Below are 20251 nucleotides of genomic sequence, written 5' to 3' on the forward strand. Positions count from 1 at the left end.
ACAATTAAAGTTTATATCCCCTTTAATCCTTTTGTCAAAACATTGAGTCTTTAATTTTCTTAAAATAGTTAAAAAGTCCTTAATGTTAATCTGATTTTATAGGGGCATATTATAGGATAAGGAGGGATTTTTATGGAACCGTTAATTATTTGTCCTAAGTGTCATAAGAGCAAGGAAATAAGACATTTACTAACTGCTCAATCGAACCAGAATGTGATATTTGAGTGTCCTAATTGTGAGTTTATCCTACGAAATATAGAGACAAAGAAGGGATAAGTTAATGATTTGTTGAAAGAGATAGAATGTGGTACCAAGTAGGGGAGAGGTATGATATAATATTTAGTACTTGGTACTAATAACTACCTATAACGGAGGAGATTATATGATTCAGCTTTCATTAAAAGATCGTACATACATTGTCATGGGTGTCGCAAATAAAAGAAGTATCGCTTGGGGAATTGCTCAATCATTAGCAAATGCTGGAGCACGATTAATTTTTACATATGCAGGCGAAAGGCTTGAAAAGAATGTTCGCAGTTTAATGGATACACTCGAGCGTGAGGACCATTTGATTTTACCGTGTGACATCACAGATGATTCTGAGATTGAGAAAACATTCAATGAGATTAAAGAAGAAGTGGGAACGATTCATGGTCTTGCTCACTGTATTGCCTTTGCCAACAAAGATGAACTAGAAGGAGAATACTTAAATACCACTCGTGATGGATTCTTATTAGCACAAAATATTAGTGCTTATTCACTTACAGCTGTTTCAAAAGCTGCACGTCCCATTATGTCAGAAGGAGGCAGCATTGTAACATTAACGTATCTGGGTGGAGAGAGAGTCGTTCGCAATTACAACGTTATGGGTGTAGCTAAAGCATCTCTTGATGCAAGTGTGAAATATTTAGCTAATGATTTAGGAAAAGAAAACATCAGAGTAAATGCGATTTCAGCAGGTCCGATCCGTACTTTAGCTGCTAAAGGCATTGGTGGATTTAATGATGTACTTCGTGAGATTGAAGAGCGTGCTCCTCTTCGTCGCACAACTACTCAAGAAGAAGTAGGGGATACGGCTCTATTTTTAATGAGTGATCTCTCTAGAGGGATTACAGGAGAATTACTTCACGTAGATAGTGGTTACAACATTTTATCCCTATAAGTGGAAAAGCAAGCATCTCATATGAGATGCTTGCTTTTTTAATTTACCTAGGTGGTTGTTGTTGACTTCCAAATTGTTGACTTCCAAAGCCGATCGGCCCTGATGAACCAATTCCCCAGAGCCACCATGGATAAAAGGGAGGTCTAGGACGTGGTCTTGGTGGTCTTGGCCCTGGTCCGGGACCCGGTTGAGGTGGACGGGGTGGGATTGGTCCATAGTAAGGAGCAATTCCCACTAAATCACTATTATGAACCTGAATAAATTGAGGCTGATAGTAAGGGGCTTGGTAAATAAACATAGATACCATCCCATTGCGTGGATTAAAGTCTGTAACATAAGCGACTACTTGACCATAGCCTGGAATAGCTGTCGTAATCCATTGGTTTACATATTGGCTAATAACACTTGGTGGTAAAAATTGCACAGATGGTTGTTGACGATAATGATCATCATCATGATTGTAATAATACATCAAAACACTCCTTTCATGCTAGGGGGAAGCAATAGTCTATAGGTTAGCCTATGACAATTAAAAAAAAGGGTGTTTGTCTTAGGTGAAAAATAATGTCAGAGTTGCTCTTTTTGCGTATGTATAAGGTAAGAAGATTACGGAAAAGGAGAGTGAAAACGTTGGCCATATATAGTCTCTCTGTGTATGAATTTATTTTACTTGCCCTCGCCGTATTTAGATTAACTCATTTACTCGTCTTTGATGAAATCACTGAATTTATGAGAAAGCCTTTTCAAGAATTAAAAGAAGAGCGTGATGAAAATGGAGAAATCTTTCAATACTTCACTGGTCGAGGAAAAGGGATACAGAGATTTATTGGGGATTTGTTGAGTTGCTATTGGTGCACAGGTATATGGGCTGCAATCTTCCTTTATGTAGGGTTTATTTATTTTCCACTGGTATTTGTTGTAATGGTCAATATTTTTGCACTGGCAGGAGTTGCTGCGTTTATTGAAACAGCTATCAAACGATTAAATCATTAAACAGGTAAGGTAGCCTCATTAACTTTTAGGCTACCTTATTTTAATACTATTGAATTATACCAGGTTACAAATCATCTTATTTAAAGATGCAACACCTTCAGGAAACTCTTTACATGCCAAATACCCTTGGACAATAACTTCTGATTCGTCAATATCTGTTGGGATCTGAATTTCGAAATGAGAAAATGATAATGTTTCATTTGTAAGAAGGGATGGGCGATTTACTGGTTGTAAGCTAAAAAGACCAGTTCTTTTAGCTTCTTTTAAAGTCGTTCCCTCAACAAACTCCCATGTTTCTTGTTGATCTTCATCAGTGACAATATATTGATCAGTTAATGTTGACGGCCCGTATTTAATCTTACCTGATAAATTAGCAAGTTTAGGATGGTTAAATTTAATACAAATAACTGGATCATGTACAGGGGTTGAACCGGTGTTTCTTATGATGAAGTCTCCTATCATTGCGATCGGCTCGTCATCATCTTGTTTTGGTATGACTAATGTGTATGAAAAGTAACAATCACATTGTAAAAGTGCAGTATCTTCAATGGTTTCTTCTGTTGGTTGAATTATTTGATCTGGTTGTTCGTGTACCTTGGTAATCAATGAGTGAATCGATTCACTTTGTTCTTTTATCTTCTTTTCTTGCCTATCAATGGTCGTTCTTAATTTACTTAACTCAGACCGGTAGTAAAGTAATTTTTGTTGGGTTTGAATGTCTGCAGTGGATGCTTTTTTTGAATGTGAAGATTTGGTCATAAAAATCCTCCTAGTTAGTCGAATTGTTAGTTATACTTATGTCGCTAACTAGAAAAGCAGAAGAAAATCGAGCAATTTAGCTAAGATGCCTTTGCTCGATTTTCGATTTCCTCTGATTAACGTTTATGTTTTCCTGGAAATATATCCGGACATTGTTTTGGTTCTTTTTCAGGTTTGCATGTAATCATATCTGATATTGGAAATTCATCCCGTGGATTACAATACGATGCTTCTACTTCAAGTTTTACAAAATCTGTTACTTGGACATCTAAGCAAAAATCAGCACTTAATGTTAGGTTAGCGGTGTCATTACAGCAGAAGAATTCTGCTTCGCATTCTCCGTCTAAAACCGTTGCGTCAACACAAGTACCTTTTGGTGCGCAAAGGTAGAACGTTTCAACACTACATACATCAATTGGCTCCGTTGTTTTAAATTTATCTCCATCTGCAAAAATAATGACTTTTACTTTAAAGGAAACAAGAACTTTTACTTTATGAAGAGTTACATCTTCACCGTTAATTCTTACTCTAATCTTTTGGCGATCGCTTTTCATTTCTTTTGCATCTACATCGAAAACTTTACATTCTGCCCTGAAATGAGGTTCGCACCCATTTGCAGTAGCGCATAATTCATTTAAATCCTCATCAAATAGCCCACAAAGTTCTTTATTGCTATAAGACTTTGTAACATTGACAGGTCTTATAACCCAGTCAAAAACTTTTTTGGCTTTAATACATACATTTTGCTTTTTATTATGACTCATCACTATACCTCCTATTTTTTCACCTTCATTACATCCCTTAAGAAAGGGCTGTAAATAGGTTTTCAGACTACTGTATAGTATGACATCCTACTAAAATGGTGTTTATTTCTCAGGTTTAATTTGGAAAAGGGCGAATGTGCTGTAAGTATGAAAAAAATAAAAAGAAAGTCACGATGACCTTCTTTGATTTCTTTCATATTGTGATGTAAAAGGGGAGGAGGGAGTAAAATGATAAAGCGCACTAATCAAACATCAGCTTTTAATTCAAAAAAAAAGGCAGTAAAAAAAGCTGAATTCGGAAAAAAAACGACGAAGAAGTCTCTAAGTACTAAAGGGAAAGGTTGTTGTGGGAAGAAGAAATAATGTAACAGTTATATCAAGAAAAACCGGATAATAATTCATCCGGTTTTTCTTGATCCTTAATCCTCATCGTCCTTATGGTTTAACAAACTGCGGTGGAACCAGCTACTCTCCGTTTCAAACCCATTGACTGTAGGAGAGGAGGGGTGATCATTTGGTATTTTCTCTCCTGCATTCTCTTCTAAACGATGACCTTCTTGAAGGGAGTTGTTTTTTTGCAGGCTTTTTATTTTTTCAACAAGTGTAGCTCGTTCAATAGTATAGTTTTGTTGAGCCTCTTCGTATTGAGTATTCAGAAGGGTCAATTCTTCTTTAACGTTTTCTAATTGTCTACATATCTCTTTATGTTTGTTTTCTAACTCTACAGTCTTGTCAATTTGTTCTTTTAGTAACTGATTCTCTTCTTGAAGCTGATCAATCAAGTTATAGTGGTAGTCATTTTGATATTTCTCTACCAATTTTTTGTGTTTATCTAACTCTGATTGTGTATATATTAATCGTTGCTGTAATTGAACAGGTGTAAGCTTCGATACAGAAATAAATTGCTTTTGTCTTTGCATAATCCCACCTCCGAGTAATCAAGCTCTCTAATAAGACAATATGCTTTTAGAACCCTGTTTATGAACTTTGCTTAGAAAAAAGTATAAAAAAAGAGCTGCCTCATTTTTATTGAGGAAGCTCTGGTCTTCTTAGTTGCCGTTCCATTCGTTGTAAAATTGGTCGAGAAACTGTTCCATAAACTGATGGCGCTCTTTGGCTAATGACCTCCCTGCATCTGTGTTCATCAAGTCCTTTAGCTTTAGTAGTTTCTCATGAAAATGGTGAATGGCAGATGATTTTCCATTTCTGTATTCATCTAGTGTCATTGATTCTCTAGTAGGTAAGCTGGGATCATACATCGGTTGACCTTTACTCCCGGAATAAATAAATGTACGTGCAATTCCAACTGCCCCTAATGCATCAAGTCTATCAGCATCTTGAACAACTTGACCTTCAATAGTAGCCATCGGTTCTCCGTTTCCACCTTTAAAGGACATGGAAGTAATAATAGATAAGATATGATCAATCGTCTCTTTATCTAGTTTTTTTTCGCTGAACCAAGCTTTGATAGCCTGTAATCCATCCTCTTCATTTTCTACCACTTTATCATCTGCCAAATCGTGAACAAGGGCAGAAAGGGTAACAACGACAAGGTCAGCGTGCTCTTTTAGGGCCAATGCTTTTGCTGTTTTAGTAACGCGTTCTATGTGATGCCAATCATGACCTGTATGCTCATTCCATAATTGTTCCCTCACCCATTGGGTGGTTGCTTCTATAATACCTTGATGTTTCATCGTAACCCTCCTGATAACGTAGCACTTCTCTTTTTTTGCTGTGTTTGAGCTAAACGATTCACTTCACGGACAAATCGCGAAGGATGTGCTCGTTTTCCCCGTCTCATCGTAGGGACTGAGATGGATAGTGAGGTTTCAGCTCTTGTCATCGCCACATACATCAATCGTCTTTCTTCTTCTAGTGGTTTATCATCTCCCTCACGCCAAGCATCTAAGGCATAATCATGTGGGAGCGACCCCTCAACTGCTCCAAGTATATAGACATGTTTGTACTCTAATCCTTTGGCTCGGTGAATGGTTAAAAGTTGAACAGCTTCACTATTTACAGGTTGCTTCTTTGCTTCTTCTTGTTTCGCAATCATATGGTCAACATGCTCAAGAAACGATTCGATCGTAGTGTGTTGTCTTGCTGAAACTTTTAAGTCGCGTACATCGTCTGAACCGCGTTCTAGCTTATTTCCTTCGTTTCCTTGTTTCTTAAGATAATCTTTTAATCCCATTTCCTGTTCAATAAAACTGATGGCATCTTCAGGCGTTTTCTTTTTGATTTGTCTAAATTGATCCGGAAGCTTTTGTAATTTCTTCTGTTGAAAGGACTGTAGCCCACTTAAATGGGTAAGAGCTTCAACAAATGTACAGTCTTCTGTAATTGTTAATGCTTTTAAGTCTTGTAACACCTGTTGCTTCAAAAATAGCGCACCAATTAGGTCTTGGATTGCTTGTCCATTATCTGGATTTAAACTAAGGCGGAGGTAGGCAAGCACTTTACGAACCGTTTTTCTGCGATAAAAAGAATCGCCATCATTTTCAATTGAAAAAGGGATACTTGATGTAACCATGCGCTCAAATAAAGCACGTGAGGTTACATTCGTGCGGAATAGTATTGCAAAATCGTTAGGGTTTTCCCCTTTTTCTATTCGGCTCTTAATATCATTGACGATCATCGTTGCTTCTTCCTCTTCATCATAAGGATAAAAGAGTATAGGTGGAAGTTCCTCTGTATATTGAGCAAATAATTGTTTGTTAAAACGATTCCGGTTCGTTGCAATCACATTATTTGCAGCTTGGACGATTGGGTGATTAGAACGATAATTCTGATCAAGGATGACTACTTTTGCCTCTGGGTAGGAAGAAGTAAATGAAAGGATATAATCAGGGTCGCTGCCGCGAAAAGCATAAATCGATTGATCATCATCCCCAACTACACAAAGGTTTTTAGATGGATTTGTAAGTAGGCTGATAAGTTCAACTTGAACCTTATTTATATCTTGAAATTCATCGATTGAAACATATGAAAAACGTTCTTGGTATCGTTCTAAAAGCTTTTGATTAGTGCTCAAAAGATCGTAACAACCGATTAACATATCATCAAAATCAAACAATCCTTTTCTTTGTCTCATTTCTTCATAACGTTTATACAAATAGGCTGCACGCTCTTCCCAAATGTCTTGAGGTTTGATTTGGCTTGGGTTTTGCATATGGTTTTTCCACCAACTTATTTGAGTCAGGGCTTGATCGTAAGCAAATTCTTTTTCATCTAAATGAATTTCGCGTCCCGCTTCTTTTAGCATTTGGTCTCGTTGCCAATCCCATTTTAATAAGTGGGTACTATTCCATTGTTCCGGACTATGATGCATGAGCATTCTATAGAAGATGCTGTGGAAGGTTCCTACGACCAATTGTTGCAACATTTGTTGATTTAGACCCGGATAGATTGTCATCCGCACTTTCATTTCCTTTGCAGCTTTGGCAGTAAAGGTAACTAAAATCATTTCTTTTGGTGAATAATCTTTCTCAGTGAGCATATATGCTGCTCTTGTTGTTAAGACACGTGTCTTCCCACTTCCAGCTCCCGCTAAAATTAACAATGGACCTTCCGTAGTAGTAGCAGCCTGCCATTGTTGATCATCTAATAATATATCCTGCTCTTTTAAAGAAGCTCGGTAGCCGGTCAACGATTCACTTTTTCCCTTTTTAGTAAGAGGGAAAGGAGGTATCGCTTTTATGTTTTCAGGGCCACGCCACGGGTCATCAGCTTGTGTTTCAGATGTAGAAATCAATCTTCTTTTTGGCATACTAAAGCCATTTGTATTAGTTGCAACAGATAGCTCCTTTGGTGGGATCAGTTTTTTTTTCAAGCTTTCTTCATAGGCTAGAACTTCTTTTTGACAATCAAGAGAAGTGGTTGGATGTATGAATGATGGAGCATCATAGATCCCTATATGAAATCGCATTGGCTCACCACAATGCATACAAGTTGTCTCTTGACGAATACTAGCATTATGAAATTGTTGCCATTCACTTCTGTCAAGTGATGGAATGTGAATAATTTTTTGTTTATATAAAGCTGTTTTCAAGTGGGAGCCTCCTAACTTTAAAAATCATAAACGAATTAAAATACCTTTCTATCCTAGCAGATTTCATGCTAAAGGTGGGCTAATTTAAAAAAAGACATCATCACATGCAAGGAGGAATTAGAATGATTACTTTTTTATCTGCAGGAATTGTTGTAACATTGCTATCCATTTCTTTGTTTGGTTACGGTTGGATAATAGGACAGGAATTTTTGTTCGGTCCATTCATCGCTTCGTTAATAGGGATAAATTTCCTTTTCATTACCTACATCCAATATAAACAAATGAAAGAGGACGGAAGTTTATAGAGGTTAAGAGAGGGTAGAGATCCCATATGAAATAAAGGTGAAGGAGCTATTTCGATGAAGAAACAGCGTGTTGGGAGATGTGAACTTTGCGAGAGGGTAAATGTTAAATTAACGATTCACCATCTGATACCGAGGGAAGAAGGTGGGGCTCAATTAGAGAAAGCTCAGCTATGCATCCCCTGTCATAAACAAATTCATGCCTTGTACACGAATACAGAAATAGCCATCCGATTGACGACCATTGATCGTTTAAAGGATGACGAGCAATTAAAGAAATTTATAAGATGGATTAAGAAACAACCTTCTACTACTTTAATTCGTATTAAAAAGTCTAAGGAAAGGCGATGGAAATCAAAGTGATTTCGACCGCCTTTTTATCGTTGTTTTAAGAGGAGCTGGCTTTAAAGACTTCAGTCGTCTATCTTCTAATTCAGAGGTGCAGTGCGGACATCTGGTTGCCTTATAAGCAATTGATTTAAAGCAAAAGGAGCAAAGCTTTGTTTTCATATCAATCAATGGATCTTCATCAGGCCTTCTCATTTTATTCATTTGTCTTACAAATAAAAAAAGGATAAAAGCAACAATCATAAAATGAACGATGTGATTGAGGAAGGAACCATAATTAAGCATAGGCACCCCAGCAGCTTCAGCTTCTGAAAAGGTGTCAAAGCGCCGATTTGATAAATTAAGGTATAGATTAGAAAAATCAACTTGTCCGAATAACACGCTAAATGGCGGCATGATCACATCATGCACTAGTGATTCTACAATTTTAGCGAAGGTTGTGCCGATAATAACGCCTACACTCATATCAATTACATTTCCACGAACTGCAAACTCTTTGAATTCTTGTAGGATCTTCATATACATCACCCAGCTAACATAGGAGTTTCTATAGCCTATGCAAAAAAAATGACGACATGAATAAAAAAGAGGACATGAATGATAAGATTCAAGTCCTCCTTCGGTATACTGGGCTAGCTGGATTCGAACCAGCGCATAACGGAGTCAAAGTCCGTTGCCTTACCACTTGGCTATAGCCCATCGCTCGGTACTTATAGATTACCCTGATTGCAATTTCCTATACAAAAATCATAAAGGATTTTTTTAAAATATGTCGAATAACAAGTGAACGAAAGGAGTGATGTGTTTGTATGAAGTTGAAAAAATAAGTGCAGGGCTCATTAATGAAGCCGTGGGATTTTTTGCTTCCGATATCCATCTAGTTCCAATTGATCAGGGTTGGCTCATCCAATTGCGAATAAATGGCAAGATACATGATTTTAAACAAATACCCCTCATCCTAGGTGATCGATTAATGGGCCACTTAAAATACACATGTGGCATGGACATAGGGGAGAGGCGCTTGCCTCAAAGTAATTCTATGACCATCGAAGTGAAACAGCAATTATATAATTTACGATTATCGACTCTGCCCACACGATCTAAAGAAAGTCTAGCTATCCGAATTCTCCCTCAAAGCTCTGCTCAACCATTATCCACCCTTCCTGTTCTCTACTCAAATCGTTCCACATTGAACAATATTACTGCCTTGCCTTATGGATTGTGTTTAATTGCTGGTCCAACTGGATCTGGTAAAACAACGACCCTTTATGCTTTATTAGATGATATTTTATTGAAGCATCATAAGAAAATTATTACCATTGAAGACCCTGTAGAGAGGTCCTTACATTCACTCATTCAAATTGAAACCAATGAAAAAGCTGGAATATCATTTGAAGTAGGCTTGAGGGCCGCTTTGAGACATGATCCGGACGTTCTGATGATTGGAGAAATACGTGATGCAGCTAGTGCAAAGTTGGCTGTGCGTGCAGCACTCACTGGACATCTTGTTTTTGCTACTATTCATGCGAACAATAATTATTCTGCACTCTTAAGGTTACATGAATTTGGTGTTTCAGCGCATGACATAAAGGAAGCGTTACAATCGGTTGTTATGCAATATTTAGTAAATGTCAAAAGCTCTGAAGGAGATGAAGGTGTCTATTTTAGAGATATTCGAATTAATAAGAGAGCAGCCTTATACACATTTGATAATCGATTGCACATTCATCAAATGATTGAATCAGGTCATACTCGAAAGCTTAACACTTTATCTCACCAAGCTAGGAAGGCATGGGCTCTAGGCTTCATTGATCGAGAAGAGCTAGAAAGAGGGTGGAAGGGGTGATAAGGCTATTCAAAAAACATTCAAACCAAATGTCTTATGCAAAATGTTTTCGTTTACTAGGAGTATTGCTTAAACAGGGATATTCGATGGAAGATGCTCTTTCATTTATGCTTATTCACCAGCCGATCGTTATAATAGAAAGGCTCAGTGAAGTGAAACTAGCTTTAAGAAGTGGTCAAGAAATTCATAAAGCTTTTTCTCTTTTACCGATCCCTAAAGACATCGTTTCCTTTCTTTATTTTTATCAATTCCACGGTGATGTAAGTGATGGCTTTATTCATGCAGGTACTTTATTAGAAAAGCGTCTTCAAACAACACAACAATTATTTAAACTAATGCGTTATCCTATTTTGCTTATTTGGATTTGTTTAGTGGTCCTTTTGGTACTACATCAATTTGTAATTCCTCACTTTAATTCACTTTTTTTGTCAATGCAAGGAGAGCCCCCATTACTTACAGTGGTGGTACTGAAATTTTTAGTATTGATGCCATATCTTGGCTTTACCCTTCTTTTATTTACACTGAGTGGATTAAGTTATTTTCTTCTTTTTAAGCATAAGTGGTCACCTAAAAGGCGTGTGGAATCCTTATTGAAGGTTCCTTGGTTGTCTGCTTGGGTTAAACAGCTTTGTACCTATTTTTTTTCTCTTCAAGTCGGACGTTTACTTCGATCCAGTACCTCTCTTCAAGACGCATTGAATATTTTCGAGCAACAACCTCATTTACCTTTTTTTCAACAAGAAGTGATTTCAATAAAAGTAGAACTTCAACTTGGTAGGCCTTTTTATGAAATAGTTAGAGAAAGAGATTATTTTTTAAGAGAATTTTCGTTTGTGGTGGAAAACGGAGAACGGACGGGGCATTTAGGAGGCGACCTCGATAATTTTAGCGGAATTATTTATAGTGAATTAGAAGAAAAGTTAAATAAGATAATGGATTTCTTGCAACCAGTTATTTTTATTGTGTTAGGAGCTTTTATTTTTATTTTATTTTTAGCGATTATGCTGCCGATGTTTCAAATGATCGGGACATTGCAATAAGGATCAGAGAAGGTAGGACACAAGCCTTTTTAATGAAAATAATTTTTTTGTAAAAAAGGCTTGTGTTTGTATGTTGTTTCATGGTACATTATTAATCGTCGCTGGTGAACAAAACTCACCATACAGACAAGCCTTAAGATATAGCCTTTTACATAGGGGGGCCTTAGCTCAGCTGGGAGAGCGCCTGCCTTGCACGCAGGAGGTCAGCGGTTCGATCCCGCTAGGCTCCACCAATTATATAGCGGAGGAATACCCAAGTCCGGCTGAAGGGATCGGTCTTGAAAACCGACAGGCGGGTTAAACCGCGCGGGGGTTCGAATCCCTCTTCCTCCGCCATATTTATTTATATTTTATTCTATATGTATTTAACGTCGCGGGGTGGAGCAGTTCGGTAGCTCGTCGGGCTCATAACCCGAAGGTCGGAGGTTCAAATCCTTCCCCCGCAACCAAAATGGTCCGGTAGTTCAGTTGGTTAGAATGCCTGCCTGTCACGCAGGAGGTCGCGGGTTCGAGTCCCGTCCGGACCGCCATTTTAAAAATTATAGTGGAGGGGTAGCGAAGTGGCTAAACGCGGCGGACTGTAAATCCGCTCCCTCCGGGTTCGGCGGTTCGAATCCGTCCCCCTCCACCATTTATGATTATGGCGATTGTGGCGAAGTGGTTAACGCACCGGATTGTGATTCCGGCATTCGTGGGTTCAATTCCCATCAGTCGCCCCATTTTTATTTTTGGGCTATCGCCAAGCGGTAAGGCAACGGATTTTGATTCCGTCATGCGTAGGTTCGAATCCTGCTAGCCCAGCCATTTCTTTGCGGAAGTAGTTCAGTGGTAGAACACCACCTTGCCAAGGTGGGGGTCGCGAGTTCGAATCTCGTCTTCCGCTTAGTCTCTAGCGCCCTTAGCTCAGCTGGATAGAGTGTTTGACTACGAATCAAAAGGTCGGGAGTTCGAATCTCTCAGGGCGCACCATTTGAAATTTAAAAGCAACATGCGGGTGTAGTTTAGTGGTAAAACCTCAGCCTTCCAAGCTGATGATGTGAGTTCGATTCTCATCACCCGCTTTTTATTTTTTTTCATGGGCCTGTAGCTCAGCTGGTTAGAGCGCACGCCTGATAAGCGTGAGGTCGGTGGTTCGAGTCCACTCAGGCCCACCATTCCACAGTAGCTCAGTGGTAGAGCAATCGGCTGTTAACCGATCGGTCGTAGGTTCGAGTCCTACCTGTGGAGCCATGGAGAAGTACCCAAGTGGCTGAAGGGGCGCCCCTGCTAAGGGTGTAGGTCGCGTGAGCGGCGCGAGGGTTCAAATCCCTCCTTCTCCGCCACTTTTAAGTATGGCCCGTTGGTCAAGCGGTTAAGACACCGCCCTTTCACGGCGGTAACACGGGTTCGAATCCCGTACGGGTCACCATTTTAGTTAGAGCCATTAGCTCAGTTGGTAGAGCATCTGACTTTTAATCAGAGGGTCGAAGGTTCGAGTCCTTCATGGCTCACCATATATTTTAATATGCGGGTGTGGCGGAATTGGCAGACGCGCTAGACTTAGGATCTAGTATCTTATGATGTGGGGGTTCGACTCCCTTCACCCGCACTTTTAAAAACTTGTACTTATTATGAGTACAAGTTTTTTTGTTACTTTTAACGTTTTATAAAATAGGGTTCCACCTATAGGAAGCTAGCTATACACTAATTGTGTTTAGCTAGCTTTTTGACGTTTCTTTTTCTTTTTCTGGTACATAATCAATTCCACCTGGATGAAAAGGATGACACTTACTTAATCGTTTTATCGTCAAGTAGCCCCCTTTAAGTGCGCCAAACCGTTGAATTGCTTCAATGCCGTAATGAGAACATGTAGGATAGAAGCGACATGTTGGAGGCTTTATCGGTGAAATGAATTTTTGATAGATACGGATGAAAAACAACAATATATTTTGCAACTGAAAAAACCTCGCTTTTTTTTTGAGATGAAGAAGGAATTTGTTTGCTTGATGTCTAATTATAGCAAACAATGACAAAAGAAAGGAGGGAAGGAGCTTTAAGATTCCTCTATGTTCTTCATTTAGTTCCCCGCAAGATATCCTATCCCCGAGGTGATGCCAATTGAAAAAGTATTTATTTAATCAAAAAGGATTTACACTTGTTGAAATGTTGGTTGTTTTAATGATTATTTCGATCCTCTTATTAATTGCTATTCCTAATATGACAAAAAATAATGACGTTGCGGGCTCAAAGGGGTGTGAAGCCACTATAAAACTTCTTCAAACACAAGTGCATGCTTATGAAATTGAAGAAAATGCAAAACCATCTACACTCCAAGCTCTTGCAGATGAGGGCTATACTGAGACGACAACATGTCCTAATGGAGAACAACTAAAGCTTGAAAATGGTAAAGTTGTTTTCGATTAATAGGCATTCCTCACAATCTGGTCATACGTTGACTGAATTACTTGTCACTCTTTTAATCTTATCAATCCTCTTATTACTACCCATCATTTTTCTTCCCAACTCCTGGAACAGTTATAAAACAGAAGAAGTAGCTAAACAATTTAAAGAAGACTTACTTCTAGCCCAACACTTAGCGATGGCACATGGACGCACAATCGAAGTGTCAATAAACCAAACAGGGAAAGAATACATTATTCGAGATACTTCCAACAATATTCTTTTACGACGACCTTTTATGGATGAAACAATGATTTTTCACTCCAGTAGCCTTCCACTTACTAATATTAGATTTTTGTATAATGGAAACCCGATGTATTCTGGAACGATGTTATTAGAAGTGGACGGGGATACGTACCGGTTTACCATTCTATTAGGAAAGGGGAGAGTTGATTATCGGAAATTCTAAAGGGTTCACGCTAGTAGAAGTGATGATATCCTTCCTTCTATTAGCAATGTGCTCAATGGCGATCCTGCCTGCATTTTTGGTTGTATATAATGAAAGGTTAACTCTTAAACAAGAGGAGAAAGTCCTTCATCATCTTCAAGAATTAATTCAACTCTATTTAGCGGATCAACCGCCGATTGAATTAGATTCGTGGGTTAAAAAAGAAGAATTCACAGATCCTGCCACGAATGTTTACCTCGTTTGTTTATCTTTTGTTGGTGAAAATAAACGGGATTACAAGAGGTGTCTGCATGCTAAAAGATGAAATGGGCTTTACATTACTTGAAAGCTTAATTGTTATTAGCCTCCTTGTAATCATAATAAGTCTTTTTCCTCTTATGACTAAGCTGATCGGTTCTTCAAAAAATTTTGATACTCATGGACAATTTGAATTAATGATATTTATGAACCAGTTAAATGATGATCTGCTAGAATCCGTTGACATGCACGTTTTGGACAAAGAATTAATCCTTATAAAAGGCGATGGCCGTGATATTAGTTATCGACATGTAGAAGACATGCAAGTTCGGCGGTTTGCAAAGAATACAGGCTATGTTCCTATGCTTTTTCGGGTTGAATACTTTCAATGCGTAAAGGATTTACCCCGCCTAAGATGCGATGTGAAGCTAATTGATGGTCAGGAAGCGAGTCGTGTGATGATGCCTATGTATGGGGTTAACCAAGGGGTTAGGGATGAAGAATGAACAAGGATTTGTGTATCCCATCGTTTTAATATTGTGCACCCTTTTACTGTTTGGTTTTCTAACTCATACAAATATCTATCTACAAGAAAAGAGGTTTATTGCAGAACAAAATCATATAATCCAATTAGATTCATACTTGCAAATGAGTATAGTGGGTTTTTTAGAGGAGGTAAGTTCTAACGGAAACTCTTCAACATTTTCCTTTTCATATGATGGTGGGGTCGTTACACTTGTAGTAGTGACTAAAAACGAAAGTGAATGGCATGTAGCGATGCGAGCGACTCTTAATGAGCCTTTTCGTACTCGAAATGCGCAAATTTATTATGATCCTAATCATCATGTGGTAAAGGAATATTGGGGGGTATCAAGGCGTGAATGAGAAAATTTATCTTACAGGCTTTATGGGTTCTGGAAAAACGACTGTAGGCCAAGTCCTAGGGAAGGCGATTGGCTATCAAGTAATTGATACGGACCAATGGATTGAGCAGACCTACAGGACGTCTATTTCAACTATTTTTGAAGAAAAAGGGGAGGGCTATTTTAGATCCCTTGAAACAGAGGCACTTCGCAATCTTTTGAATAAAAGAGCTATTATTACGACTGGGGGAGGAATCGTAGTACGTGAAGAGAATCGACAAATCATGAAGCAATCAGGTAAAGTCATCTTTCTTGATTGTGATTTAGAAGAAGTGATTCGACGTACTTCGATGGATCACTCTAGACCATTATTAAAACAAAAAAACAAAGAACAGATTTCAGCAATGTTTAAGGAACGGCTTCCCTTTTATAGAGAGGCTGATATTCAGATCGACACAACAGGTAAATCGATTCTAAGTTTGGTTGAAGAATTAAAATCACTTATGCTTAGATAGCTTGAAATATGGTCATACTAAAACGAATAATCGTTGAGGTGATGATCGTGTCATTAAATGACTATATAAAGTTTTTAACACAACAATTTGTTCTAAGGCTTGATCAACCAAAAGAAGTTAGAAAAAAAGAGAGAGCTGCAAAGAAAGCAGAACGTCCTCCATTTGCTTATCGTACTTTTGGAATTGTACCACTTGCTATCAGCCTGCTTTTTAAAAAAAGAGCATCAAAAAAATAGGCGAAAATTATCATGTAAGTAAAGTGAATCTTAATAAATATGTTAGTAAATGTCGATTTAAATCCACGTGACACACATTTGCCACTGATCAAGCATTTACAATCAAAGTTTATCTCGTATATAATAAGTTTGTACTCTATAATTAGATAACCAGCATTATGACTTCCAATTGACGGATAGTGATTGCAAAAGAAGGAGGGAGTAAGCAAATGGAGCGCATGTATCGTGTTTTAGCTTTCTGGACAGGTATCTTCTCAGTCTTGTTCTTTGTTGGTGATATGCTTAACATGGCTTTGCTATTCTTTGCCCAAACAGGTGCATTGCTAGCACTAAGCTATTTAAACTTATCAGAACGTGTGTATATTTACATTTTTGGGGCGTACTTAACGATTTTCTTCGTTGGTTTTACGTACTATTCAACTTTCTTGTTAGTACCAAGCCTTGGAGGTCACTAGGATCTTCGGTACATATACACAAAAAAAGAACGTTGCTCCGTATTGGAACAACGTTTTTTGTTTGCTTAAAAGCCGGATAAGAAAGGATTTCCATCCATTTCTTCTCCTATTGTTGTTGTAGGACCGTGTCCTGATGCGACGGTGGTATCTTCGGGTAACTCTAATAATTTTGAATGGATACTTTTTAGTAACTGTTCGTGGTTTCCTCCGGGTAAATCAGTTCTTCCTATACTTTGTTTGAAAAGAGCGTCTCCTGAGAACACGATACCTTCTGAAGCAAGATAATAGGAGACACTACCTGGGGAGTGGCCAGGTGTGTGAAAAACTTCGAATGTAAACTCGCCGATATGTAGGAGGTCTTCAGAAGTTAAAAGATGGTCAGCAGGTTGAGCTGAAATTGCAGCATCACCTAAAAAACGTGATGAACCATTTTTATTTGGGTCTGTTAACCAATGCTCTTCTTCTTGATGGATGTATACAGGGCAATTGAATGCATCTCGTACCTCGTCTACTGCACCGATATGATCAAAATGAGCATGGGTTAATAAAATCGCTAACGGATTAATGGATTGATCTTTTAGCCAATTAATAAACTCAGGTCCATTACCACCTGGATCAAAAATAACAGCTTCTTTTTTCTCATTCATTAGTACGTAGGCGTTTGTTTGCAACGGCCCTAATGGGATTTGTGTCCAGTTCATTTTATCTCCTCCGTCTTCCTTTTCTCATACTATCACCTTTATCTTACTATCTTCTATAAGATGTTTCAAAGGTATGCTCATCTTGTTATCGACTTAAAACGTTCACAGGTACCATTTATTTTATCTGTAAATTTCCTTGCTTTTTGAGTATACTGAAGGTAAGAGGGTGAAGCTTCTAAAGTAAGCTTTACTCAATGAGATGGTTTTTGTCCGGTGCTTTATCGCTATTGTAAGGTGTTAAGCCTAATATCCTCTTGTTTGAGGACAAGGTTTTGTTTATAATAAGATGTACAAACTGGGTACTGAGTTACATACATAAGGAGGGGTGAGACCATATGTTTTTAGCAATTACTTTTCTATTAGTAGCGATTCTTTCTGCACTAGGAATTGTGCGTGAAATGCGTAGAAAGAACTTCTTTGCAGTAGGCTTTGCTGCATTATCACTTGCTGTATTTGGCTGGTTCTCAGTCATGACTATTATCTCAATCGTCACTGGTGGCGGCGCAACAGCTTAATGAAAAAACTCCCTTATCAATCCGATGAGGGAGTTTTTTTGCTTAGTGGAAGACTTGTTGTTGTAAATAAAAAATTCCACCATTAATGATCTCAACGATAATTTTAGGTTCATATTGTTCGGTGAGGGCCTGTTTTTCTAACTCATAACTCTCAGGTTTTTCATCATATTCTTCATAAAATTTCTCGAGTAAGGCAAGGTCTGCTCCCCACCTGTTCATTGCATCCTCAGCCCAAGTTGAATCTTCATTTTCAGCATACGTTTGCACCATTTTCTGTAAGCGAATAATCCCGCTTTTAGGTGTGATGAGTGGTGATAAAGTAAAACAATAATCTGGAATTGTTGATTTTAATTGTTTTCCTTGAATTGAATCATAAAATCCTGGCACGATTTGACCATGAATTAAATTAAGACCAAGAGATAGAATGACGTCTTTCTTTCGATCACATTGAAACGATACTTTTGTATTTAGACATAACCATGGTTGAAGGGGTGTCGAAGTATGTCCTTGAATAGGAACTTGTTCATACAGCCTAATAAAACCGCCTAACGTTCTAGTTGAAGCAAATAATTGATGAAGGCGAGGAGATCCAAAATGAATCGGTTCTCCCCTTAGATCCTCAGGAGCATTTGCTTTGTCAGTAATAAAGGTAACTTGCATTGGGTTAGGTGTACCGCCAGTCTTTTCTAAATAATGCCAATAAAAGGGTCGATTCATTAATAATTTATCAAGCTCAATCGAGAGCTGAATGGTTAAGTGGGTGGGTGAATTTTCAAGGACTGAGCTATCATTTGCAATAAAATAACGTTCTAGAAAATTATGAATTTGTTGCTGTTGCATCGAGCTCATCACCTCCATCATTTTCTTTCTCGCTTGATGCTTCGTTCATAATAGCGGCAAGGTGATCTAATTTTATTTTTACTTCTCCATCAGAGTCTGAGTGGACGATAATATCTTTTACATGTTCTTCAATTGAAGGAAGATCAATCCTCGTTAAGATTTCATCGAGTTCACCGATAACCGCTTCAAACAAATGGATTTTCTCATAAAGTAATTTTAGGATATGTTGTTCGACGGTGTCTTCTACAGCAAAATTATAAATGTGAACATCATTTTTTTGTCCAAGTCGATGGATACGGCCTATACGTTGTTCGATTCTCATTGGATTCCACGGTAAATCAAAGTTTATAATATGACTACAAAACTGTAGGTTAATGCCTTCTCCACCTGCTTCTGTAGCAATTAATACCTGTGCATGAGATTCAAACAATTGTCTCATCCAATCTTTTTTTCCTCGTTTAAATCCGCCTCTAAATGGGACTGAAGATATACCATTTTGTTTTAAGTACCATTGTAGATAAAGTTGGGTTGCCCGATATTCCGTGAAAATGATGACTTTATCATTAATGGATTTTACCAGCTCTAATGCTTTTTCCGCTTTTGCATGTCCATCAATTTCACCGATCATGTTAAGCAGTTTTTCAGCTTGTGGGATGGTCCGGTCTTCTTTGTGAGCTTTCTCTATCATATTTTTTAATGTCATAAAAGCAGCTTCACGACTACTACAAATTTCTCTTTGGAGTGTAATCAAAGAAAAGTGGCTAGAGTCCCCTTTAAGAGTTTGCAAAGCATCGTAGAATTCACGTTCCTTTTGACTAAATGTGATAGGAATCGTTTCTACTACTCGTTTAGTCCACTGAATACCTGTTTCTTCTCTTCTATTACGGACCATTACTTTACTGACCAGTTCTCGAAGTTTTTCATCGTTTTTCGGTGAGCGCTTTTTCGATCTAAACTCTTTTTCAAAACTGGAAACATCACCAAGATGACCCGGTTTTAACAGAGAGACAAGGTTAAAGATTTCTTCTAGTTTATTTTGTACGGGAGTTGCCGTTAACAATAAACAAAACTTCTTCTTAAGGTTGCGAATAAATTCATAGTTTTTTGTTTTTGGATTTTTGAGCTTATGCGCTTCATCAATAATAATAAGGTCATAGGATTGGCTCATCACAATATCTCGATGGGGTTGCCTTTTAGCCGTATCAATTGAGGCTACAACGACATCACACTGATCCCACACATACGTTTTCCGTTGAGGGGTGGCTGGAATAAAAAACTTTGTGTTAAGCTCGATTGCCCATTGAGAAACAAGAGAGGCAGGCACAAGGATTAAAGCTTTTTTCACAAGCCCACGAATCATATATTCTTTTAAAATTAGACCCGCTTCAATTGTCTTCCCAAGTCCAACTTCATCAGCAAGAATCGCTTTTCCATTCATCTGTTCAATTACTGTATTAGCAACTTCTATTTGATGAGGGAATGGACTTAATTGTGGGAGATGGTTAGGGGCTATGAGTCCTTGGAAAGCTGGAATCGTTTGATGTTGCTCAGCTTCATAAGCTAAACGCGCTAATTCCCAACTAGCAAAGGGACCATCTTGATCTAGGCGTTCAAAAAATTGTTCTTGCCAATCATTGTCAAATTGAATGTCGATTTTCATGTGTTATACATCCTTTCCTAAAAGAAACTATTGCGCCTTTTGAATCGTCTTGGTAGGATATGAGTAGAAGAAAACAGACAATTCGTCGAATTCTGTAAGTTATATTAAGATAATGT

At 38.1% G+C, this 20251-nt stretch carries 27 protein-coding genes and 17 tRNA genes; 32 read left to right on the forward strand and 12 right to left on the reverse strand.

Going from position 1 to position 20251, the window contains the following annotated elements; all coding sequences use genetic code 11:
* Window positions 1–382 precede the first annotated feature (382 nt).
* Complete coding sequence (gene fabI, locus AB3N04_RS16880) at window positions 383–1162, forward strand: enoyl-ACP reductase FabI (RefSeq protein WP_368503813.1); 780 nt, start codon at window positions 383–385, stop codon at window positions 1160–1162.
* A 43-nt stretch (window positions 1163–1205) separates the two neighbouring features.
* Here the strand turns inward: fabI and AB3N04_RS16885 are convergent, their stop codons facing one another.
* Window positions 1206–1634 carry a hypothetical protein gene (locus tag AB3N04_RS16885; RefSeq protein WP_368503814.1) on the reverse strand — a complete coding sequence of 143 codons (429 nt, stop codon included), beginning with the start codon at window positions 1632–1634 and terminating at the stop codon, window positions 1206–1208.
* A gap of 158 nt (window positions 1635–1792) precedes the next feature.
* Between AB3N04_RS16885 and AB3N04_RS16890 the strand changes: the two genes are divergently transcribed.
* Window positions 1793–2155: a DUF1360 domain-containing protein gene (locus AB3N04_RS16890; RefSeq protein ID WP_368503815.1), complete on the forward strand. Its 363-nt coding sequence runs from the start codon at window positions 1793–1795 to the stop codon at window positions 2153–2155.
* A gap of 54 nt (window positions 2156–2209) precedes the next feature.
* Here the strand turns inward: AB3N04_RS16890 and AB3N04_RS16895 are convergent, their stop codons facing one another.
* Window positions 2210–2914 carry a hypothetical protein gene (locus AB3N04_RS16895; protein WP_368503816.1) on the reverse strand — a complete coding sequence of 235 codons (705 nt, stop codon included), beginning with the start codon at window positions 2912–2914 and terminating at the stop codon, window positions 2210–2212.
* A gap of 116 nt (window positions 2915–3030) precedes the next feature.
* Window positions 3031–3678 (reverse strand): hypothetical protein, encoded by a 648-nt coding sequence (locus AB3N04_RS16900; RefSeq protein ID WP_368503817.1) that lies wholly within the window; start codon window positions 3676–3678, stop codon window positions 3031–3033.
* Window positions 3679–3906: 228 nt separating this feature from the next.
* Here AB3N04_RS16900 and AB3N04_RS16905 point away from each other — a divergent pair, with 228 nt between their 5' ends.
* On the forward strand, window positions 3907–4041 hold the full coding sequence (locus AB3N04_RS16905; RefSeq protein ID WP_368503818.1) for a hypothetical protein: 135 nt from the start codon (window positions 3907–3909) through the stop codon (window positions 4039–4041).
* A 56-nt stretch (window positions 4042–4097) separates the two neighbouring features.
* Here the strand turns inward: AB3N04_RS16905 and AB3N04_RS16910 are convergent, their stop codons facing one another.
* The 3 genes from AB3N04_RS16910 to AB3N04_RS16920 all read right to left on the reverse strand — a co-directional run bounded on the left by AB3N04_RS16910 (window position 4098) and on the right by AB3N04_RS16920 (window position 7729).
* Window positions 4098–4598 (reverse strand): hypothetical protein, encoded by a 501-nt coding sequence (locus AB3N04_RS16910; RefSeq protein WP_368503819.1) that lies wholly within the window; start codon window positions 4596–4598, stop codon window positions 4098–4100.
* A 129-nt stretch (window positions 4599–4727) separates the two neighbouring features.
* Window positions 4728–5372 (reverse strand): HD domain-containing protein, encoded by a 645-nt coding sequence (locus tag AB3N04_RS16915; RefSeq protein ID WP_368503820.1) that lies wholly within the window; start codon window positions 5370–5372, stop codon window positions 4728–4730.
* A complete protein-coding gene (locus AB3N04_RS16920) occupies window positions 5369–7729 on the reverse strand; it encodes an ATP-dependent helicase (protein ID WP_368503821.1) in 2361 nt (786 codons plus the stop codon). The genes AB3N04_RS16915 and AB3N04_RS16920 overlap by 4 nt, the downstream gene beginning before the upstream one ends.
* Before the next feature lie 122 nt (window positions 7730–7851).
* On the opposite strand from AB3N04_RS16920, the gene AB3N04_RS16925 reads away from it, so the two are divergent.
* On the forward strand, window positions 7852–8034 hold the full coding sequence (locus tag AB3N04_RS16925; RefSeq protein ID WP_368503822.1) for a hypothetical protein: 183 nt from the start codon (window positions 7852–7854) through the stop codon (window positions 8032–8034).
* Window positions 8035–8088: 54 nt separating this feature from the next.
* The gene (locus AB3N04_RS16930) at window positions 8089–8394 is read left to right on the forward strand and encodes an HNH endonuclease (protein WP_368503823.1); all 306 of its coding nucleotides are present in this window, start codon (window positions 8089–8091) and stop codon (window positions 8392–8394) included.
* Here AB3N04_RS16930 and mscL read toward each other — a convergent pair.
* Complete coding sequence (gene mscL, locus AB3N04_RS16935) at window positions 8386–8898, reverse strand: large conductance mechanosensitive channel protein MscL (RefSeq protein WP_368503824.1); 513 nt, start codon at window positions 8896–8898, stop codon at window positions 8386–8388. The genes AB3N04_RS16930 and mscL overlap by 9 nt on opposite strands.
* 108 nt (window positions 8899–9006) lie before the next feature.
* Window positions 9007–9078: transfer RNA gene (locus AB3N04_RS16940), tRNA-Gln, on the reverse strand.
* Between the two features lie 106 nt (window positions 9079–9184).
* Here AB3N04_RS16940 and comGA point away from each other — a divergent pair.
* The 18 genes from comGA (at window position 9185) to AB3N04_RS17030 (ending at window position 12853) form a co-directional block, all read left to right on the forward strand.
* Window positions 9185–10225 (forward strand): competence type IV pilus ATPase ComGA, encoded by a 1041-nt coding sequence (gene comGA, locus AB3N04_RS16945; RefSeq protein WP_368503825.1) that lies wholly within the window; start codon window positions 9185–9187, stop codon window positions 10223–10225.
* Window positions 10226–10290: 65 nt separating this feature from the next.
* Window positions 10291–11265, forward strand: a complete 975-nt coding sequence (gene comGB, locus AB3N04_RS16950; protein WP_368503826.1) for a competence type IV pilus assembly protein ComGB — start codon at window positions 10291–10293, stop codon at window positions 11263–11265.
* Between the two features lie 157 nt (window positions 11266–11422).
* A tRNA-Ala gene (locus tag AB3N04_RS16955) sits at window positions 11423–11498 on the forward strand.
* A 10-nt stretch (window positions 11499–11508) separates the two neighbouring features.
* Window positions 11509–11601: transfer RNA gene (locus AB3N04_RS16960), tRNA-Ser, on the forward strand.
* 36 nt (window positions 11602–11637) lie between these two features.
* Window positions 11638–11714: transfer RNA gene (locus tag AB3N04_RS16965), tRNA-Met, on the forward strand.
* Between the two features lie 4 nt (window positions 11715–11718).
* Window positions 11719–11795, forward strand: a tRNA-Asp gene (locus tag AB3N04_RS16970).
* Between the two features lie 16 nt (window positions 11796–11811).
* Window positions 11812–11896, forward strand: a tRNA-Tyr gene (locus AB3N04_RS16975).
* Window positions 11897–11908: 12 nt separating this feature from the next.
* Window positions 11909–11984 (forward strand) — tRNA-His (locus tag AB3N04_RS16980).
* Window positions 11985–11994: 10 nt separating this feature from the next.
* Window positions 11995–12069: transfer RNA gene (locus AB3N04_RS16985), tRNA-Gln, on the forward strand.
* A 7-nt stretch (window positions 12070–12076) separates the two neighbouring features.
* A tRNA-Gly gene (locus AB3N04_RS16990) sits at window positions 12077–12148 on the forward strand.
* A gap of 9 nt (window positions 12149–12157) precedes the next feature.
* Window positions 12158–12234: transfer RNA gene (locus tag AB3N04_RS16995), tRNA-Arg, on the forward strand.
* A gap of 21 nt (window positions 12235–12255) precedes the next feature.
* A tRNA-Gly gene (locus AB3N04_RS17000) sits at window positions 12256–12326 on the forward strand.
* 16 nt (window positions 12327–12342) lie between these two features.
* Window positions 12343–12419: transfer RNA gene (locus AB3N04_RS17005), tRNA-Ile, on the forward strand.
* A 1-nt stretch (window position 12420) separates the two neighbouring features.
* Window positions 12421–12495, forward strand: a tRNA-Asn gene (locus AB3N04_RS17010).
* Between the two features lies 1 nt (window position 12496).
* Window positions 12497–12587 (forward strand) — tRNA-Ser (locus AB3N04_RS17015).
* Between the two features lie 11 nt (window positions 12588–12598).
* Window positions 12599–12673, forward strand: a tRNA-Glu gene (locus AB3N04_RS17020).
* A gap of 9 nt (window positions 12674–12682) precedes the next feature.
* Window positions 12683–12758: transfer RNA gene (locus AB3N04_RS17025), tRNA-Lys, on the forward strand.
* A 13-nt stretch (window positions 12759–12771) separates the two neighbouring features.
* Window positions 12772–12853, forward strand: a tRNA-Leu gene (locus tag AB3N04_RS17030).
* Window positions 12854–12962: 109 nt separating this feature from the next.
* Here the strand turns inward: AB3N04_RS17030 and yidD are convergent.
* The gene (gene yidD, locus AB3N04_RS17035; protein WP_368503827.1) at window positions 12963–13199 is read right to left on the reverse strand and encodes a membrane protein insertion efficiency factor YidD; all 237 of its coding nucleotides are present in this window, start codon (window positions 13197–13199) and stop codon (window positions 12963–12965) included.
* Window positions 13200–13362: 163 nt separating this feature from the next.
* On the opposite strand from yidD, the gene comGC reads away from it, so the two are divergent.
* The 8 genes from comGC (at window position 13363) to AB3N04_RS17075 (ending at window position 16419) form a co-directional block, all read left to right on the forward strand.
* On the forward strand, window positions 13363–13668 hold the full coding sequence (gene comGC / locus AB3N04_RS17040; protein ID WP_368503828.1) for a competence type IV pilus major pilin ComGC: 306 nt from the start codon (window positions 13363–13365) through the stop codon (window positions 13666–13668).
* Complete coding sequence (comGD, locus tag AB3N04_RS17045) at window positions 13646–14113, forward strand: competence type IV pilus minor pilin ComGD (protein ID WP_368506082.1); 468 nt, start codon at window positions 13646–13648, stop codon at window positions 14111–14113. The genes comGC and comGD overlap by 23 nt, the downstream gene beginning before the upstream one ends.
* Window positions 14094–14417 carry a type II secretion system protein gene (locus AB3N04_RS17050; protein WP_368503829.1) on the forward strand — a complete coding sequence of 108 codons (324 nt, stop codon included), beginning with the start codon at window positions 14094–14096 and terminating at the stop codon, window positions 14415–14417. Before comGD ends, AB3N04_RS17050 begins: the two co-directional genes overlap by 20 nt.
* A complete protein-coding gene (locus tag AB3N04_RS17055; protein ID WP_368503830.1) occupies window positions 14404–14856 on the forward strand; it encodes a ComGF family competence protein in 453 nt (150 codons plus the stop codon). Before AB3N04_RS17050 ends, AB3N04_RS17055 begins: the two co-directional genes overlap by 14 nt.
* A complete protein-coding gene (gene comGG / locus AB3N04_RS17060) occupies window positions 14846–15235 on the forward strand; it encodes a competence type IV pilus minor pilin ComGG (RefSeq protein ID WP_368503831.1) in 390 nt (129 codons plus the stop codon). The genes AB3N04_RS17055 and comGG overlap by 11 nt, the downstream gene beginning before the upstream one ends.
* Complete coding sequence (locus AB3N04_RS17065; protein ID WP_368503832.1) at window positions 15228–15728, forward strand: shikimate kinase; 501 nt, start codon at window positions 15228–15230, stop codon at window positions 15726–15728. The genes comGG and AB3N04_RS17065 overlap by 8 nt, the downstream gene beginning before the upstream one ends.
* Window positions 15729–15775: 47 nt before the next feature.
* On the forward strand, window positions 15776–15964 hold the full coding sequence (locus AB3N04_RS17070; RefSeq protein WP_368503833.1) for a YqzE family protein: 189 nt from the start codon (window positions 15776–15778) through the stop codon (window positions 15962–15964).
* A gap of 209 nt (window positions 15965–16173) precedes the next feature.
* Window positions 16174–16419, forward strand: a complete 246-nt coding sequence (locus AB3N04_RS17075) for a DUF2626 domain-containing protein (protein ID WP_047973198.1) — start codon at window positions 16174–16176, stop codon at window positions 16417–16419.
* A gap of 65 nt (window positions 16420–16484) precedes the next feature.
* Here AB3N04_RS17075 and AB3N04_RS17080 read toward each other — a convergent pair whose 3' ends face one another.
* Complete coding sequence (locus AB3N04_RS17080; protein WP_368503834.1) at window positions 16485–17120, reverse strand: MBL fold metallo-hydrolase; 636 nt, start codon at window positions 17118–17120, stop codon at window positions 16485–16487.
* 335 nt (window positions 17121–17455) lie between these two features.
* On the opposite strand from AB3N04_RS17080, the gene AB3N04_RS17085 reads away from it, so the two are divergent.
* The gene (locus AB3N04_RS17085) at window positions 17456–17635 is read left to right on the forward strand and encodes a DUF2759 domain-containing protein (protein ID WP_047973196.1); all 180 of its coding nucleotides are present in this window, start codon (window positions 17456–17458) and stop codon (window positions 17633–17635) included.
* Window positions 17636–17677: 42 nt separating this feature from the next.
* Here AB3N04_RS17085 and AB3N04_RS17090 read toward each other — a convergent pair whose 3' ends face one another.
* On the reverse strand, window positions 17678–18475 hold the full coding sequence (locus AB3N04_RS17090) for a YqhG family protein (protein ID WP_368503835.1): 798 nt from the start codon (window positions 18473–18475) through the stop codon (window positions 17678–17680).
* On the reverse strand, window positions 18453–20135 hold the full coding sequence (locus AB3N04_RS17095) for a DEAD/DEAH box helicase (RefSeq protein WP_368503836.1): 1683 nt from the start codon (window positions 20133–20135) through the stop codon (window positions 18453–18455). Before AB3N04_RS17095 ends, AB3N04_RS17090 begins: the two co-directional genes overlap by 23 nt.
* Window positions 20136–20251 lie beyond the last annotated feature (116 nt).

It is taken from the genome of Alkalihalophilus sp. As8PL (genome assembly GCF_040939795.1).
In the GTDB taxonomy this organism is placed as follows: Bacteria; Bacillota; Bacilli; order Bacillales; family Bacillaceae_D; genus Alkalihalophilus; species Alkalihalophilus lindianensis.

Excerpts from the sequence above, each read along its gene's own strand:
- fabI (WP_368503813.1), top strand. The coding sequence starts at position 383 with ATGATTCAGCTTTCATTAAAAGATCGTACATACATTGTCATGGGTGTC.
- AB3N04_RS16885 (WP_368503814.1), bottom strand. The coding sequence starts at position 1,634 with ATGTATTATTACAATCATGATGATGATCATTATCGTCAACAACCATCT.
- AB3N04_RS16895 (WP_368503816.1), bottom strand. The coding sequence starts at position 2,914 with ATGACCAAATCTTCACATTCAAAAAAAGCATCCACTGCAGACATTCAA.
- AB3N04_RS16900 (WP_368503817.1), bottom strand. The coding sequence starts at position 3,678 with ATGAGTCATAATAAAAAGCAAAATGTATGTATTAAAGCCAAAAAAGTT.
- AB3N04_RS16905 (WP_368503818.1), top strand. The coding sequence starts at position 3,907 with ATGATAAAGCGCACTAATCAAACATCAGCTTTTAATTCAAAAAAAAAG.
- AB3N04_RS16910 (WP_368503819.1), bottom strand. The coding sequence starts at position 4,598 with ATGCAAAGACAAAAGCAATTTATTTCTGTATCGAAGCTTACACCTGTT.
- AB3N04_RS16915 (WP_368503820.1), bottom strand. The coding sequence starts at position 5,372 with ATGAAACATCAAGGTATTATAGAAGCAACCACCCAATGGGTGAGGGAA.
- AB3N04_RS16925 (WP_368503822.1), top strand. The coding sequence starts at position 7,852 with ATGATTACTTTTTTATCTGCAGGAATTGTTGTAACATTGCTATCCATT.
- AB3N04_RS16930 (WP_368503823.1), top strand. The coding sequence starts at position 8,089 with ATGAAGAAACAGCGTGTTGGGAGATGTGAACTTTGCGAGAGGGTAAAT.
- mscL (WP_368503824.1), bottom strand. The coding sequence starts at position 8,898 with ATGAAGATCCTACAAGAATTCAAAGAGTTTGCAGTTCGTGGAAATGTA.
- comGD (WP_368506082.1), top strand. The coding sequence starts at position 13,646 with ATGGTAAAGTTGTTTTCGATTAATAGGCATTCCTCACAATCTGGTCAT.
- AB3N04_RS17055 (WP_368503830.1), top strand. The coding sequence starts at position 14,404 with ATGCTAAAAGATGAAATGGGCTTTACATTACTTGAAAGCTTAATTGTT.
- comGG (WP_368503831.1), top strand. The coding sequence starts at position 14,846 with ATGAAGAATGAACAAGGATTTGTGTATCCCATCGTTTTAATATTGTGC.
- AB3N04_RS17075 (WP_047973198.1), top strand. The coding sequence starts at position 16,174 with ATGGAGCGCATGTATCGTGTTTTAGCTTTCTGGACAGGTATCTTCTCA.
- AB3N04_RS17080 (WP_368503834.1), bottom strand. The coding sequence starts at position 17,120 with ATGAACTGGACACAAATCCCATTAGGGCCGTTGCAAACAAACGCCTAC.
- AB3N04_RS17085 (WP_047973196.1), top strand. The coding sequence starts at position 17,456 with ATGTTTTTAGCAATTACTTTTCTATTAGTAGCGATTCTTTCTGCACTA.
- AB3N04_RS17090 (WP_368503835.1), bottom strand. The coding sequence starts at position 18,475 with ATGCAACAGCAACAAATTCATAATTTTCTAGAACGTTATTTTATTGCA.
- AB3N04_RS17095 (WP_368503836.1), bottom strand. The coding sequence starts at position 20,135 with ATGAAAATCGACATTCAATTTGACAATGATTGGCAAGAACAATTTTTT.